This window comes from Curtobacterium sp. Arg-1, from assembly GCF_025643395.1.
Classification (GTDB): Bacteria; Actinomycetota; Actinomycetes; order Actinomycetales; family Microbacteriaceae; genus Curtobacterium; species Curtobacterium poinsettiae.
Genome location: NZ_CP095731.1, coordinates 275,656 through 290,380, shown reverse-complemented (window position 1 = coordinate 290,380; position 14,725 = coordinate 275,656). Strand labels below are relative to the sequence as shown.

General features: G+C 71.3%; 12 protein-coding genes. 3 read left to right on the top strand and 9 right to left on the bottom strand.

The genetic code is table 11. The features are described 5' to 3' along the window. Positions 1-86: 86 nt before the first annotated feature. On the bottom strand, positions 87-818 hold the full coding sequence (locus tag MXD64_RS01425; protein WP_017887577.1) for a S1 family peptidase: 732 nt from the start codon (positions 816-818) through the stop codon (positions 87-89). A 199-nt stretch (positions 819-1,017) separates the two neighbouring features. On the opposite strand from MXD64_RS01425, the gene MXD64_RS01420 reads away from it, so the two are divergent. Next, the gene (locus MXD64_RS01420; RefSeq protein WP_056073265.1) at positions 1,018-1,731 is read left to right on the top strand and encodes a GAF and ANTAR domain-containing protein; all 714 of its coding nucleotides are present in this window, start codon (positions 1,018-1,020) and stop codon (positions 1,729-1,731) included. On the opposite strand, the gene MXD64_RS01415 is transcribed toward MXD64_RS01420, so the two are convergent. The 3 genes from MXD64_RS01415 to MXD64_RS01405 all read right to left on the bottom strand — a co-directional run bounded on the left by MXD64_RS01415 (position 1,728) and on the right by MXD64_RS01405 (position 4,192). Further along, on the bottom strand, positions 1,728-2,732 hold the full coding sequence (locus MXD64_RS01415) for a diacylglycerol/lipid kinase family protein (RefSeq protein ID WP_056073268.1): 1,005 nt from the start codon (positions 2,730-2,732) through the stop codon (positions 1,728-1,730). The two genes, MXD64_RS01420 and MXD64_RS01415, sit on opposite strands and share 4 nt — an antisense overlap. Before the next feature lie 49 nt (positions 2,733-2,781). Further along, positions 2,782-2,958, bottom strand: a complete 177-nt coding sequence (locus MXD64_RS01410) for a hypothetical protein (RefSeq protein ID WP_017887580.1) — start codon at positions 2,956-2,958, stop codon at positions 2,782-2,784. Positions 2,959-3,040: 82 nt separating this feature from the next. Then, positions 3,041-4,192 (bottom strand): fatty acid desaturase family protein, encoded by a 1,152-nt coding sequence (locus MXD64_RS01405; RefSeq protein ID WP_262118284.1) that lies wholly within the window; start codon positions 4,190-4,192, stop codon positions 3,041-3,043. Between the two features lie 166 nt (positions 4,193-4,358). Here MXD64_RS01405 and MXD64_RS01400 point away from each other — a divergent pair, with 166 nt between their 5' ends. Further along, on the top strand, positions 4,359-5,096 hold the full coding sequence (locus tag MXD64_RS01400) for a GAF and ANTAR domain-containing protein (RefSeq protein WP_262118283.1): 738 nt from the start codon (positions 4,359-4,361) through the stop codon (positions 5,094-5,096). A 13-nt stretch (positions 5,097-5,109) separates the two neighbouring features. Here MXD64_RS01400 and MXD64_RS01395 read toward each other — a convergent pair whose 3' ends face one another. From MXD64_RS01395 to MXD64_RS01375, 5 genes are all read right to left on the bottom strand, one after another. Then, complete coding sequence (locus MXD64_RS01395) at positions 5,110-5,613, bottom strand: GNAT family N-acetyltransferase (RefSeq protein WP_259494999.1); 504 nt, start codon at positions 5,611-5,613, stop codon at positions 5,110-5,112. A gap of 2 nt (positions 5,614-5,615) precedes the next feature. After that, the gene (locus MXD64_RS01390; protein WP_263137023.1) at positions 5,616-8,417 is read right to left on the bottom strand and encodes a hypothetical protein; all 2,802 of its coding nucleotides are present in this window, start codon (positions 8,415-8,417) and stop codon (positions 5,616-5,618) included. A 302-nt stretch (positions 8,418-8,719) separates the two neighbouring features. Further along, a complete protein-coding gene (locus MXD64_RS01385; RefSeq protein WP_056073284.1) occupies positions 8,720-9,967 on the bottom strand; it encodes an ice-binding family protein in 1,248 nt (415 codons plus the stop codon). Positions 9,968-10,308: 341 nt separating this feature from the next. After that, the gene (locus tag MXD64_RS01380; protein ID WP_263137021.1) at positions 10,309-12,444 is read right to left on the bottom strand and encodes an Ig-like domain repeat protein; all 2,136 of its coding nucleotides are present in this window, start codon (positions 12,442-12,444) and stop codon (positions 10,309-10,311) included. Between the two features lie 138 nt (positions 12,445-12,582). Then, positions 12,583-13,878, bottom strand: coding sequence for a HupE/UreJ family protein (locus MXD64_RS01375; protein WP_263137020.1), 1,296 nt, complete (start codon positions 13,876-13,878; stop codon positions 12,583-12,585). Between the two features lie 122 nt (positions 13,879-14,000). On the opposite strand from MXD64_RS01375, the gene MXD64_RS01370 reads away from it, so the two are divergent. Beyond that, a complete protein-coding gene (locus MXD64_RS01370; RefSeq protein ID WP_263137018.1) occupies positions 14,001-14,717 on the top strand; it encodes a hypothetical protein in 717 nt (238 codons plus the stop codon). Positions 14,718-14,725: the final 8 nt, after the last annotated feature.

Genomic DNA, 14,725 nt, shown 5'->3' with positions numbered 1-14,725 from the left:
AGTCGACCCCGCGCCCTGAAGACGGGTGTGGACGCCACTGGAGGCGCGGTGCCAGCTGGCACCGCGCCTCCAGTGGGTCAGCTGGTTCAGACGCCGGCCGTGGTCTTGATCCAGGACGAGGCCTGCGACAGCAGGGCGTAGTTGGAGCCGGCCTTGGTGTTGGCGCCGGGGTCGGCGCTGTCGCCGGTGGAGCAGACGGCGACGACCTTGCCGTTGACGAGCAGCGGGCCGCCCGAGTCGCCGTGGTTCGAGGCACCGGTCACGCCGGTGAGGTGCTGGGCCCGACCGCTGAAGGCGTCGGTGCTCGCGCCGGTGAGCGAGACGGTGGCCTGGTACAGGCCGTCGGACTGGGTGGCGTTGGCCCGCAGGCCGTAGCCCTGGATGGTGCCGGTGCCGCTCGACTTGGCGGTCGCGGTGAGGTCGAGGGGTGCGTAGGTGGACAGCGGGTAGGCGGTCCGCAGGTGCACGAGCGCGATGTCTCCGGCGGGCGAGGTGCTGATGCGGTCGACCGAGACGGCCGTGCCGCGGTTGACGGTGGAGTTGGAGTGGTAGACCCGCATCGCGCCGATCCCGTCGATGCAGTGCCGGGCGGTGAGGACCCACGAGGCGTTGAGCTGCTCGCCGGTGCAGTTGCTGACGTACCCCGAGGGGATGGAGCCGCCGGATGCTTCGAGCTGCACGGCCCACGAGGTGGTGGGGGCCTTCTCGCCGCCGACGACCTTCGTGCTGACGGGCAGCGCGGACGCGGGCGAAGCGGCGAACACGCCGGCGGTGATGACGGCGACCGCGGCGAACGCGGCTGCGATGGACTTCTTCATGACGACTCCTCTGTCGGTGAAGCACCTACCAGTTGCGTTGTGCAACTGATGCGCCATCCTTGCCCCTTGCTCAGGGTTCGCACCAGTCCGCACTTCGACGGACGCGGGCGTCGATCGTGTCCTCGCAGGCCGGTACCGGTCGTCCGGTACGCGAACTGGCTGGGCGGTGCGCCAACGGTCTCGTCGTAGCGTCGGGTGCATGACGACGAGTGACGAGACCGCTTTCCCGGACCGGGTCGCGCGGGTCTTGGAGCCGGGTCTCGACGTGCTCGACGCCGTGGACCGCGTCATCGCGGCGTGCGTCGAGGCGACCTCGGCGATCGAGGCAGGCATCGTCATCGCGGACCGGTTCGGCACACTGCAGGTCCTGGCATCGACGAGTGAGCGCAGCAGCGAGGCCGAAGAAGCCCAGCTCGGGACGGACGAGGGCTCGTGCCTCGACTGCTACCGGACCGGCACGACCGTCGACGTGGCCGACGTGTCGACGCACGAGTCGGAGTGGCCGGCATTCGTGACGACGATGCGTGACCGCGGGCTGCAGGGCACGTTCGCCGAGCCGATCCGGTTGCGGGACCGGACGATCGGCTCGCTGTGCGTCTTCGCCGACCACACCCGCGGCCACAGCGACGAGGACGTCGTGCTGATCCAGCTGCTCGCCGACGCCGCTTCGGCTGCCCTCGTGCGCCAGCGGGACCGTGGTGGCCCCGTCACGATCGAGGACCGGGTCGAGGACGCCCTCGGGGCGCGGGTGCTCGTCGAGCAGGCGAAGGGTGCGCTCGCCTACCGGCGGGGCATCCGGATGGACGAGGCGTTCCAGCTGCTGCGACGTGCTGCGGCCGACGCCGGCCGCAGCCTCCGCGCGCTGGCCGAGGACGTCGTGCACCGGGGCGCCGACCTCGGCAGCACCGGCTAGGCCCGTCGGGTCCGAGGCCCGTCCGGCTCCGTCCGCAGCACCAGGCCGTGGTGGTCGGTGGTGAGCGTCACCGCGACCACCTCGCCGAACGCATCGCCGTCGAGCTGCACGCGCTCGGGGGTGTCGACGGTCAGCCGGAGCGTCCGCGCCCGGGTGTACCGGAGCGCACGTGACGTCGGCAGGACCCGGGCCAGGAGCCGCCCGAACCGGGTGCGCGAGAAGAACCGGTTGAGCGTCAGGGCGTACCCGACCTTCGTCCACCCGAACCACCCGGCGGGCCGGAACGCCACGGCGTCGAGGACCCCGTCGTCCGGTCGCGCCGCGGGCAGCAGCAGGATGCCGGCGGTCAGCGTGCCGCAGTTCCCGACGATGATCGTGTGCGCGCTCATGCTGCGGAGCGGGGCGTCGTCGATCCCGTAGTGCACCGGGATCTGCCGGTTGCCGATGACGGACCGGGCGATGGGGTCCGAGTAGGCCACCCACCCCAGGCGCTTCTTGACCCAGGCGTTCGTGTCCGCCGCCATGCTCGCGTCGAGGCCGATGCCGGTCATCACCAGGAACGCGTGGGACGTGGTGACGCCGGCCGGGTCGGTCAGGTCGGCCAGTCCGACGTCGATCGGGCGGTCGACCCCGGTGAGGCCCGCACGGACGGACCGCTGGAGGTCGCCGAGGGGCAGGCCGAGGTTGCGCGCGAACAGGTTGCCGGTGCCGCTCGGGAGGAGCGCCACCGGGATCCCGGTGCCGCGGAGCTCCTCGGCGACGATCCGGAGCGTGCCGTCGCCGCCGGCGACCAGGACGACGCTCGGGTGTGCCGCGCACGCCGCCCTGGCGGCCGCGCGTCCGTCGTCGTCGGCGCTGGTGGTGAGCCAGAGCGACTCGTCCCATCCGTGCGCGCGCTCCTCGGTGCGGAGCACGGCCCGGAGCCGGGCCGCGTCGATCTTGGTCGGGTTCACGACCACGGCGGCGCGCAGCGGGCCGGGTTCGTTCGGGGGCGTCGGCATGCGGTCGGTGCGGGGGTTCCTGCTGGTGGTGCGCTTCGCCAGTGGCGGACTAGTTGGTCCGGCCGGCGTTGCGAGCCTTGTTGCCGCTGCGGCGGACGGCGCCGAAGACGATCGTGCCGAGCAGCAGGACGATGCCGATGATGCCGAGCCAGAGCAGGCCCTTCAGGGCGAAGCCGACGATGGACAGGACGGCCCAGATGACGACGAGGACGATGACGGTCTTCACGGTGGTGGTTCCTTCGGTGGGGTGTGGTGCGTGCGGGTCGGGGTCGGGCGGGGTGGGCGTCGGGCGGGGCGGGGTGGCCGTGTCAGTGGATCCGGAGCTCGGTCACCATGGGGCAGACGAAGGGGTCGCGGGCGGCGAGGCCGACGCGGTTGAGGTACCGCACGACGATGCCGTACGAACGCAGCAACGTGGTCTCCGTGTAGGGCACGTCGAGGGTGTCGCAGTGGTCCCGCACCAACAGGCGGGCCTGCTTCAACGCCGGACGCGGCATCGACGGGAACAGGTGGTGCTCGACCTGGTAGTTCAGCCCACCCATCAGGAACGACACCCACCAGCCGCCACGGATGTTGCGCGAGGTCCGCACCTGGCGGGAGAAGAAGTCGACCTTCGCGTCGTGGGCGATGGTCGGCATGCCCTTGTGGTTCGGAGCGAACGAGGCACCCATCATCACGCCGAACACGGCCAGCTGCACCCCGAGGAACGCACATGCCATCCCGAACGGCAGGAACCAGAACACCACCGTCAGGTAGATCGCGAACCGCGCCACCAGCAGGATGCCCTCGAGGACGCGCCCCCGGACGTCGCTGCGTCCGCCCGTCCCGCGGAGCACCGACATGACGGCGGCCCGGTGCAGGTTGATGCCCTCGAGCGTGAGCAGCGGGAAGAACAACCAGCCCTGGTTCTGCACGAACACCCGGAGCGGCCCGTTCTTGACGGCCGCTGCGTCCTCGGGCAGGAAGCGGATCGCGTCGGGGGCGATGTCCGGGTCCTTCCCGACGGTGTTCGGGTTGCCGTGGTGCCGGGTGTGCTTGTTCATCCACCACGAGTAGCTCAGCCCCACCAGGAACGTGCCGAGCCAGCGGCCCGCGCGGTCGTTCCACTTCTGGGACTCGAACACCTGACGGTGCGCAGCCTCGTGCGACAGGAACGCGAACTGCGTGAACAGCACCCCCAGCGCACCGGCCACGATCAGCTGGAACCACGAGTCACCCAGGAACGCGAAGACGACCCAGCACGCGGCCGTGGCGACGACGAGTGCGGTGAACAGCGCCCAGTAGAAGCCCCGACGGCGACGGAGCAGCCCGGCTTCCTTCACCTGTGCCAACAGCGCGGAGTACGACGAGGTGCCACCGATCCGTGGTCCGGCCGGGGAACCGGTCTTCCGGAAGCCGCTGGAGAGGGGTTTCGAGCTGGTCTCCCGCTGCGGGCTGGTACCGGCGTGCTGCGTGGTCATGGGTTCCCTGGTCGTCATCGGAATGGAAGAACGTTCCGGCGGCCGGGGTCTGGGGCTGCTGGTCCAACGCTAGAGCCGTCACGCTCCCGGGTGCAAGCCACAGGTCCGCGTGTCCGCCGCTCGACTACGGTTGTCCCGCCTGCTCGACGGAAGGACCGTTCCCCACATGACCGAGGTACGCGAAGCACGACTGGTCGAGACGTTCGTGACCCTCACCGACTCTCTTGTGGTGGACTACGACGTGGTCGACGTGCTGCAGACGCTGGTCGACCGGGCCGTCGAGCTGTTCGACGCCGCCGCGGGCGCCATCCACCTGCTCGACAAGCACGACGAGCTGCGGGTCGTCGCCTCGACGAGCGAGCGCAGCAGCTTCATCGGCCTGCTCCAGCTCAACGCCGGCGAGGGGCCCTGCATCACCGCCGTGACCACCGGCCGGTTGGTGACGTCGGAGAACGCCGACGACCTGCGGCAGCACTGGCCACGGTTCGCCGAGGCGTCGCGGGCGCGTGGCTACGCGGGCGTCCACGCCATCCCGCTCCGGCTGCGGGACACCACCGTCGGGTCGTTGAACCTGTTCCGCGAGACGGAAGGGGCGCTGAACGGAGCCGATGCCCGGGCCGCCCAGGCCCTCGCCGACGTCGCGACGATCAGCCTGTTGCAGCAACGGACCCTCGAGCACGCGACCCTCACCGCGGAGCAGCTCCAGCGTGCCCTCGACAGCCGGGTCGCCATCGAGCAGGCCAAGGGGTACCTCGCACGTGCGGCCGGGGTCGACGTCGAGCAGGCGTTCGGCATGATCCGTCGCTACGCACGTGCCACCCAGCGGTCGCTGAGCCAGGTCGCCGCCGACGTGGCACGCGACGACGTCCCGCTCGCCGACCTCCTGGCCGCCGGAGCGTCCTGAGCGCCCTGAGGGTTCACACGGGCCGCCTCCGGACCCACCGTTCCTCGTCGAGCCCCGTCCCGGGGTCGGTCAGTCGCGGACCCTCCGGCACGAAGCCGTGCTTGGCGTAGAACCGGCGCGCACGGGTGTTCGCCGCGAAGACGAGCAGGTGTGCGTCCTCGTCGCCGATGGCCGCGTCGAGGAGCAGGGCGGCGACACCGGTGCCGTGCGCACCCCGGTCGACGTACAGGGTGACGAGTTCGAGCTCGGGGAGCCCGCCGGCCGGGTCCGCTCGGCGCTCGGTGCTCGCGACGCCGAGCAGGGTCCCGTCGTCGGCCCGCGCGGTGAGCACCCCGCGGGTGCGTGTCCGGATCCGCTCCGCCCAGCGCGCGGCGCGGTCGGCACCAGCCGTTCCGTCGAGGAAGGCGTCCGGCACCACCCCGCGGTACGTCTGCTCCCAGCAGCGCGCCTGGAACGCACCGATCTCGCGCGCGTCAGCCGTGGTGGCGCGCGCGATGACCGGTGCCGGACCGTGCACGGCTACTTCGTCGTCGTGAAGGTGCCCCGAGCCCGCTGGTCCGAGCCGTAGCCACGGGCGTGCACCACGTGCGTGCCCGGTGCCAGCGCCGCCACGGTCTTCGTGACCTTCAGGCGGACCTTGCCGGCGGCGTTGGCCGTCGTGCGGGTGGCCCGGCCGCCGTCGATGCTGACGGTGACCGACTCGCCGGCGCGGAAGCCCGTCGCCGAGATCGCGACCTTGGCACCCTTCCGGCTGCTCGCCGGCGTCACCGCGATCGGGGTGCTCGTCGCCTGGGCCTCGGCACACGCGTCGCCCGGGGTACCGACCGCCGGAGCGGATGCGGTCACGCGTCCGTTCACGGCGCGCACGCCGTCGTCCTCGCGGATGCGCATGGTGCCGATCGAGTCGCCGATCACCGAGCCGCCCCGGGTGTTGCTGAGCGTCATCGGGTAGTCCGCCGTCCGCGAGAACGACGGGGTGCGGTCGCCGTTCACCGACACGGCGACCGCGCGGCAGACCTCGCCCGGCTGGAACGTGACGGCCTGCATCGCCGGACGGATGCGGTTGTCCGACGCCTGGTCGAGGTCGAAGGAGACCGTCGTCGCCTGTTCGGCCGGCCGCGAGAGCACGACCGCTGCCCGGACGACCGTGCGGGTGCGCCCCTCGTCGACGAAGCGGTCGGCGATGCGGGCGGTGGGACGGTTCGTGACCACCGGGGTACCGAGGGTCGCTGCGGGCAGGAGCGAGAGGTCGCTCAGCAGCATCCCGCTGTTCTTCTGCGGGACGTCGATCGTCACCTCGCGCACCGACGCCAGGTCGATGCCGGTGAAGGTGTCGAGCGGGATGCGTGCCTGCTGCAGGATCGTCTTGCGCGGCGCTGTCCGGGTGCCGGGGAGCAGCTGACCGGCACGGCTGGTGTCCGACACGCGTCGGGTCGCCACGGCACCGGTGGCGTCGCGGAGGCTGATCGAGACGTCGGCGTTCGTCGTCGCCGTGTCGTCCGGGGTGAGCCGGAGCGACAGCGCCTGGAACCCGGTGAAGTCACCGGCCGTCGGGGCCACCGGGACGTGCACCTGTCCGCCGGTCGCCGCCTTGGTGGGCGTGACGTGCAGGGCCGGGGTCGCCGGCACCGAGGAGGCCAGGAACGCGGGCGTGTAGTCCGGGGCGTTCGACGTGATCGAGACGCACGCCGGCAGGGTCTGCTTCGCGGGCAGGTTGTCGGTGCTCGCGCAGGTCTTCGCCGTCAGGGCACCGGTGGTGGTGATCGCCGGGTTCGTCGTGTCGAACAGGGCCAGGTCGCGTCGGCTCGCGCCGGGCTGCGAGGCCGTCACCCGGATGTCTGCCGCGCCCAGGGCGGCGGGCTGCCGGTCGGTGCCGTCGAACATCGGCAGGAACTGCTGCTCACCGTCGAGCGTCAGGCGGAAGAACCCGCTGATCAGGCTCGTGCCGACGGCGTACTGCTGGTCGGACGACAGTCGGGTGGTGTGCTTCGCCTTCGCGCCGCAGACCGCGTCGGACTCGTCGTACCAGTCGTCCGACGACGCCTTCGCGTACTTGCCCGGGGTCCACGTCGTGTTGAAGAAGTTGTGGTTCGCGCCCATCACCAGGACCGAGGAGCGCAGCACGTCGTCCCCGAAGGCCGTGCGGGAGTCGTCGTAGAAGTGCTGGCCCTGCAGGTCGGACACGTCACCGTCGCAGTACGGCAGGACCACCGCCGTGTTCGTGTCCGGCAGGGTCATGCGCCCGAAGTCGGTCGGCGCCAGGGGCAGGACGGCACGGATGCCGAAGGGGCTGGTGCGCTGCATGTTGAGCAGGGCCGCTCGGACCACGCCGTCACCGCCGCGCGAGTGCCCCATCAGCCCGACGTGCTGCAGGTCGAGCTTGCCGGTCAGCAGCGGTGACAGGCGGGGTTCCTGCCCGGCGTCGGCGCGCTGGAGCAGGCTGAGGTGGTCGAGGACGAGCTGGCCGCGGGCCACCGCTCCGCCGTCGTCCGAGTAGCTGCCGTCGAGGGCGTTGATCGCGTTCGCGGAGATCGACACGACGACGTTGCCGTGGCTGGCGAGCGCGGTCGCCGCGGCGTTGTAGCCGAGGTAGCTCGGGATGTCCGTCTGGCCCTTCCCGCACGGCCACGCCCTGGGGTTCTCGGTGCCGCCGACGCAGGCCTCGTGGCGGCCGTGCAGGAACACGACGACGGGGCGCTTGCCCGGGGCGTCCTCCGGGACGAAGACCGCGGCACGCATCTCGCCCTTGCGGCCGAAGCCCTTGATCGTCTCGGCCTCGTTGCCCAGGTCGTAGTCGGCCCGGGTGACCGCGTACTGGCCCGCTGCAGCGGGGTCGTCGGTCAGGGGTGCCGGGGCCTCGCGCGGCGCCACCGTCTGCGGTGCGGTCGCCGACTGGCGGTTGCCCTGCAGGTCGGTCGCACCCGACCATCCGAGTTCGACGCTGCGGGCGTCGGCGACCGTGGGGTCGGTCGTGGTGACCGTCAGCTGCCGCTGGTCGAGGCTCGTCTGCGCCACGCCGATGTCCGTGCCGTCGACCAGCAGGACCGGTGCCGCTGCGCGGATCGGCAGGGGCTCGGCGAGGGTCAGGACGACGGTGTACCCGCCGTCGGTGGGCGTCACGGTCCAGTCCTCGCCCTGCGCGACGGGCGTGCCCGGGGTCGTGATCGTGGTCGTCCCCGTCGCGGCGGTGGGCCCGTCGCCCGGTGCTGCGGTCGCGGGCAGTGCCGCGATCGTGCCGGAGACGGCGAGCGCCCCGGCGATGAGTGTCGAACACGCGATCTGCAGCGCGATGGTGGAACGGCGTCTCGGCGAACGGTTCACGTCGGATCTCCCCTGGTGCGACGGGCATGCGCCACCGCACGCTCCGTCGCCAACAGTAGGGAGACAGCTGTTGGCACCGGATCGTCCTGGAGGATGACGTGACGGCTCAGTACCTGAGGGTCCTCACGGGTGCGATGACCGGGTCGTCCTCGACGAGCCGGGAGGCCCCTGGCACGTCGTCGACGACGCCGTCGGTCGGCATGCCCCCGCGCGGTCGGGCACGTGGACCGTTCGCGAGTCCGGTGACGGCACGCAGACGGCCCCGCGACCAGGGTCGCGGGGCCGTCGGTGGTGCGGGTGGATCAGATGCGGCCGACGGTGCGGCGGCGGCGACGCAGCAGGACCATGAGCGTGGCGCCAGCGGCGAGCAGGGCCGCGGCGATGCTCAGCGGGATGGTCGGGTCCGATCCGGTGAAGGCGAGCTGACCGGTGGGCTGGTCGGTTCCGCCGCCACCGCCGGCGCCCGCGGGGCCGGTCGGGGTGTCGGTGGGCACCACGGCCGGAGCGGTCGGGCTGGGTGTCGCGGTGGGCACCGGTGCCGGGGCACGGACCGTGATGGTGACCGTCTGGGTGTCGTCCGGGCTGGTCCCGTTGGACGCGGTGATCGTCACGGTCGAGGTACCCGGGGTGGTCGGGGTACCCGAGATGACGCCCGTGGTGCTGTTGATCGTCAGGCCGTCGGGCAGGCCCGTGGCGGTGAAGGTCGGGTTCGGGGTGCCGGTCGCGGTGACGGTGGACGAGTAGGGCACGTCCACGGTGCCGTCGGACGGGGTGCCCGAGGTGATGGTCGGCGACTCGGACGGGGTGCCCGGGGCGGGGCAACCGTTCGAGGCGGTGATCGTGTTGGTGTCGAGGGTCACCGCGCCGGTGCGGGCCAGCAGTCGGCCCTGCACGGTCGCGCCGGTGGTGGCGGTCACGGACCGCTGTGCCAGGACGGTGCCCTGGAACTGCGCGCCGGTGCCGACGGTGGCCGAGCTGCCGACCTGCCAGAAGACGTTGCACGAGCTGGCGCCACCGGTGATCGTGATCCGGCTGGCGGACCCGATGGTCAGGGTCGACGCGGCCTGGAACACCCACACGGAGTCCGCGCTGCCGGCCAGGGTCAGTGCGCCGTTGTTCGCCAGGGCGAGCGCGCCACCGGAGTACACACCCGGCGAGAGCGAGAGACCGTTCAGCTCGGTCAGACCGGTCTGGGTCGGGGAGAGCGACGCGGCGACGTTGTACGCGGTGGTGGTGTCGCGCTGGGCCTGTGCGGCTGCGGCGTCGGTCTGGTGCGTGGTGCCGTTGACGACGCCGTTCGGTGCACCGCCGAAGCCCGTGATCGAGGTGCCCGGCGACAGGCCGAGGTCGCCGTTGACCACGGAGGGGCCGGTGTTCGTGACCGCACTGGCGCCGAGGACGCCGTAGGTCGATGCGGTGCCGAGGTTGACGGGACCGTCGATGACCGTGGCGGCTGATGCTCCGCCGCCGGTGCCGAGGGTGATCAACGCTGCGACGGCCGCGGCCGAGACGACGAGGAGGGAGCCCCGTCGGCGGTGGAGAGCGTGCATGGCCGTCTCTTCCTGCTGGGAGAGGCGGGGTGACGTCGGCGACGAGCGCGCATTCTCGGAGACTCGAAGTATGCGCTTCTCCACAGCCAGGACCTAGGAATGTCTGCACATCCGGTCGAAGCCTGACAATCGGCCCGGATCCCAGCCGGATCGGGGGACGCGAGCGCATGATCACCACAGGTTGACCGGTCGCTCGCACCAGCGGCGGCCGGGTAGGGAGTTCGGGTCTCCCGTCAGCCGGTGCGGCGCCTGTCCTCGGGTTGGGCAGGTCGCCCACCCCCCGTGCCACACGGCGAAGGGCCCCGCGATCGAGATCGCGGGGCCCTCGCTGGTACCGGGTGTTACTTGACGACGACCGTGATGGTCGGGCTGGTGCTCGTGGTGAGCTCCGAGGTCCCGGCGAAGACGGCGTGCAGGTTGTGCGCGCCCTTCTTCAGCGGGAGCTTCGACGTGACCACGCCGTCCTGCACCGTGACGGTGGCGAGGCGCTTCGAGCCCTGGTAGATCCGGGCGGTGCCGTCGACGCTGAAGCCGGTGGCCTTCACCTGGACGGTCGCCTTGCCACCGCTGTACTTGACGGCGGTGCGCGACGGGGCCTTCTCGACGGAGACCGTCATGGCCTTCGCGGTCTTCGAGTTCGTTCCCGAGTAGACCGGGTCCGCGTTGACGAACGAGGCCGTCACCGAGTGCTTGCCGATGGCGAGCGTCTTCGGCAGCGTCATGCTGGCCGCGCCGTCCTTGACCGGGGCGGTGCCGAGGACCTTGCTGCCGTCCTTGAACGTCACCGTGCCCTGCTGGGTGCCGATGCCACCGGCGATGGTCGCGGTGACCGTGGCCGGCTTCGCGGTGCGGTAGGTCTGCTCGGCGGCCGACGCGGAGAGCGTGGTGGTCGTCGTCGGCAGCGTGGCGTGCAGGTCGAACCTGTCGACCGTCGAACCGATCGCGGCCGGGTCGGCGGTGGCCGTCGGCTGGAGGGTCACGCCGCAGCTGTCGACCTTGCCGTGCTGCACCGCCGAGTTGCGGGTGGTGCAGTCGCTGGCGCGGATGTTCTCGACGGCGAGCTTGTCGTCGGTGACCGAGACCTTCACGAAGGTGCGGACGTGTTCCTGGTTCTCGACCGAGTTGGCGAAGTGACGCTGACCGGTGGGGTCGAGCGGGTCCGCGCCGTAGCCGCCCTGGGTGGCGTCCGGGGTGGTGAGGTCGTAGTACTTCGAGCCGGAGGCCGAGTTCGCCGTCATGTAGATGACACCGCCGGGGCCGGAGAAGACCTCGGGAGCAGCGGGCTGCTCGTTGACGTTGGCCTTCTTGCCGTTCTTGATCGCGTAGCTGCGCGAGTAGGAGTGGTCGTGGCCCTGCAGGACGAGGTCGACGCCCATGTCCGAGAACGAACGCGTGAAGTCGAACCGGCGCTGCTGGTTGTCACGGTCGTTCGCGTGGTCGGCCGGCGAGTAGATCGAGTGGTGGTAGACCAGCGTGGTCCACTTCGCGTCGTCGCCGTAGCGGTTGATGACGTCGCGCACGTAGTTCACGTGGGCAGCGTCCGAACCGGCCGCGTAGGCGTTCGAGTTGATGTCGATGAACAGGACGCCCTTGTACATGTACCAGTAGTCGCCACCCGAGTTCGCGGTCGTGTTGCCGCCCGGGTAGAAGTCCGGCACCTTGAGGGAGTTCGGCACCTGGTTGTGCTGCTCGTAGGCCTTGCCGCCCACGTCGTGGTTGCCGATGGTCGAGGCCCACGGGTAGCGCTTCAGCACGTCGCTGCTGTCCGCGAACGCGCCCCACTCGTACTCGTTGTTGGCGTGCTCGACCTGGTCGCCACCGGAGACCAGGAGCTCGGCGTCCGGCTCGGTCGACGTGGCGTACTCGAGCGTGTCCGCCCAGCCGGCGCCGTCGTCGTCGGTGAAGCCAGACGAACCGATCTGCGGGTCACCGAAGAACAGGAAGTCGAAGTCGCCGGAGAAGCTCTTCGTGGTGAAGGTGTACGACGCGGACCAGGCCGAGCCGTCCGCCGCACCGACGTGGTACGTGTACGAGGTGTTCGGCTCGAGGTCCGAGATCGTCGCGTGGGCGTTGATGTAGCCCGACTGGGCGGCGATGCCCGCGATGCCCTTGGTGTTCGAGTCGGTCGCGCTCGTGTCGGCGGCGGTGTTCGCGGCCTCCGAGGCGTCGATCGTCTTCTTGGCGTCGGTGAAGACCCCGTCCGTCATGGACGCGGTCTTCTGGATCTCGACGGACTGCGCGACGTTCGTGGGGAAGTACCACGAGGCGATGCGCTGGCTCTCGGTCGCGCCGACGCCGAGCAGGATGTGGATCGGGCCACCGGTGGAGATGTTGGTGGTGGGGGTGTTCGTCGCCGCGGTGGCGGCGTTCGTGCCGACCATCGAGGCACCGGCGATGAGCGCGGCCCCGAGGACGGCTCCGCAGACGCGGAGGGTGGTGGTTCTGCGCCGGGTAGTGGCGCCGGACAGGAGACTCATGTGGGTCCGTTTCTCAGACGTGGGATGGTGCAGCACGGAAGACTCTGCACGCCCTGCAAAACGTCTTGGTAAACGCTGAGTGACGGTTCATCGTTGTTCAGGAACGGACGTCGAACGCCCCCGGGACGACGGGCCCGGTCAGCCCGCGGCCAGCCGTTCGACGAACCAGATCATCCCCATCACGAAGACCCCGGCGGTCACCGCGCCCGTCACCCAGAGCGACACCCGGTGCGCCTTCCGCCGCAGCAGCGCGAGCGGCGGGAACACGATGACGATGATCGCGAGCTGCACGGCCTCGATGCCGACGTTGAAGACGAGGAGCGAGACGAGCAGCTGCCACGAGAACGCCTCGTGGATGCCCAGGGCACCGGCGAACCCGAGCCCGTGGATGAGTCCGAAGGCGAAGACGACGGCCAGCCGGGTCCAGCCGGCGCGGTCGAGCGAGAAGCGTCCGTGTTCGCCGACCACCAGTTCGTCGGCCCGCGACCGGCGTCGCCAGAGCCGCCACAGGTACCAGCCGGCGACCGCGGCGATCGACAGGGCGATGAGCGGCTCGACGACGATCGCGGGTGGGCTGACCACACCGAGCGCGGCGAGGATGAACGTGATCGAGTGCGCGATCGTGAACGCGGACGCCGTGTAGACGACCTCGCGCAGGCGACGCGACCCGGCGATGAGCGCGACGAGGAACAGGATGTGGTCGATGCCGGTCAGCAGGTGTTCGGCGCCCAGGCGGAAGAACTCCCAGAAGCGCTCCCCCGCCGACTGTTCGGTGGAGAACGTGCGCTGCGAGGCGTCGAGGGTGGCCGATCCCGCGCGGTCGTCGACGTCGTACGTGACGATCGTCTTGGTGTCGCGGACGAAGGACTCGTCGTCGGGGAACAGCGTCGACGACACCACGTGTCCCGACTGCGTCTCGGACGCCTCCGGGCAGGTGAAGTCGGCGGTGACGTGGGCGTACGGCACCTCGTCCCGCAGGTCGACCGTGACCGTGGGGTCGAGGGTGCCCGTGCAGGCCTGCCCACCGGCTCCGGTCACCGTGAACCGGTCGAACACGTACTTCCCGATCGCGTCGGTGTGCGCCTCGGCGGCCGTCACCATCCCCGGGAAGTCCCCGTCGTCCCAGGCGCGCTGCCCCTGCTCGTGCAGCGCGTCGTCGTGCTCGCTCGTGGCCACCGAGACGAGCATCAGGTCGTACTCGAGCCCGAGCTCCGCCCGCACGACCGTCGGCTTCGTGGACGTCACGTCGGCGTACACGACCGAGCTGAAGCCGTGCGCCGACGCCGGTGCGGCTCCGCCGAGCACGCTGATCACGACCACCCCGAGCAGCACGAGCGCGCCGGCGACCCGTGCGGCCAGCGCAGTCAGCGCGGTCGGGGAAGACGAGTGGACGGGGCGGGCGCGCAGGAGCGCGGCGGTGGTTCCGGAGGGCACGCGCAGACGATCCGGCTCACAGACGACCGGAAGGTGAACAACCGGTGACCAGCAACGGGACGGGTGTTGGACAGGTCCCCCGACCGGCCCGGAGCGGCCGTCGGGCGTGCTTGCATGGTGCCGTGATCCGCCCAGCCACCCGGACGACCTCCCTGTTGACCGCCGTCGCCCTCGCCGCGGCCGGCGCCACCCTGCTGGCCGGCTGCTCCCGGGCGTCGGACGGCACCACCGGCGGCACCGGCCCGACGGCGAACGCCTCGGCGCACGTGTCCGCCGGCGTCCTGGGCACCGGGTTCTCCGATCCCGACCAGCCGCCGGCACCCGAGGCCACCATCCACCCCGAACCGGGTTCGTGGTCCGGCGTGCACGCTCCCGCGGGCTACGACGTCGTGCTGCTCTCCGACGCGGGGGACGCCGCGGACGCTCCGACCCGGACCCTGCTCGACGCCGTCGACTCGTGGGCGTCGGACGAGGACGTCACCGTCACCCCGGTCTCGGCGACGGACGCCGACGACCGGATCGCCGCGGTCCTGCGCGCCGTCGACGCCGAGCCCGACCTGGTCATCACCGTCGGCAACCACATGGTCGACCCGCTCGCGGCCGTCTCACCGACCGCGCTCCACCAGCAGTTCCTGGTCGTCGGTGCCGAGATCGCGGAGCCGACGTCGAACGTCACGGCGGCGGACTGGACGGGCGGCGGGTTCCGTGGCGAGGGCCTCGGTCCGTCGAGCCACTACGACCCCGGCACCTTCACCGAGGACCGTGCCGCTCGCGGGCTGCGCGCCGGCCTCGCCGCGGTGCTGCACGACCTGCGCGGCATCGTCGTCTGGGTGCCCTGACCCGGCCT

What these genes read in the sequence shown, in the direction of transcription:
- MXD64_RS01425 (WP_017887577.1), bottom strand. Translation starts at nt 818, where the DNA reads ATGAAGAAGTCCATCGCAGCCGCGTTCGCCGCGGTCGCCGTCATCACC.
- MXD64_RS01420 (WP_056073265.1), top strand. Translation starts at nt 1,018, where the DNA reads ATGACGACGAGTGACGAGACCGCTTTCCCGGACCGGGTCGCGCGGGTC.
- MXD64_RS01415 (WP_056073268.1), bottom strand. Translation starts at nt 2,732, where the DNA reads ATGCCGACGCCCCCGAACGAACCCGGCCCGCTGCGCGCCGCCGTGGTC.
- MXD64_RS01405 (WP_262118284.1), bottom strand. Translation starts at nt 4,192, where the DNA reads ATGACCACGCAGCACGCCGGTACCAGCCCGCAGCGGGAGACCAGCTCG.
- MXD64_RS01400 (WP_262118283.1), top strand. Translation starts at nt 4,359, where the DNA reads ATGACCGAGGTACGCGAAGCACGACTGGTCGAGACGTTCGTGACCCTC.
- MXD64_RS01385 (WP_056073284.1), bottom strand. Translation starts at nt 9,967, where the DNA reads ATGCACGCTCTCCACCGCCGACGGGGCTCCCTCCTCGTCGTCTCGGCC.
- MXD64_RS01380 (WP_263137021.1), bottom strand. Translation starts at nt 12,444, where the DNA reads ATGAGTCTCCTGTCCGGCGCCACTACCCGGCGCAGAACCACCACCCTC.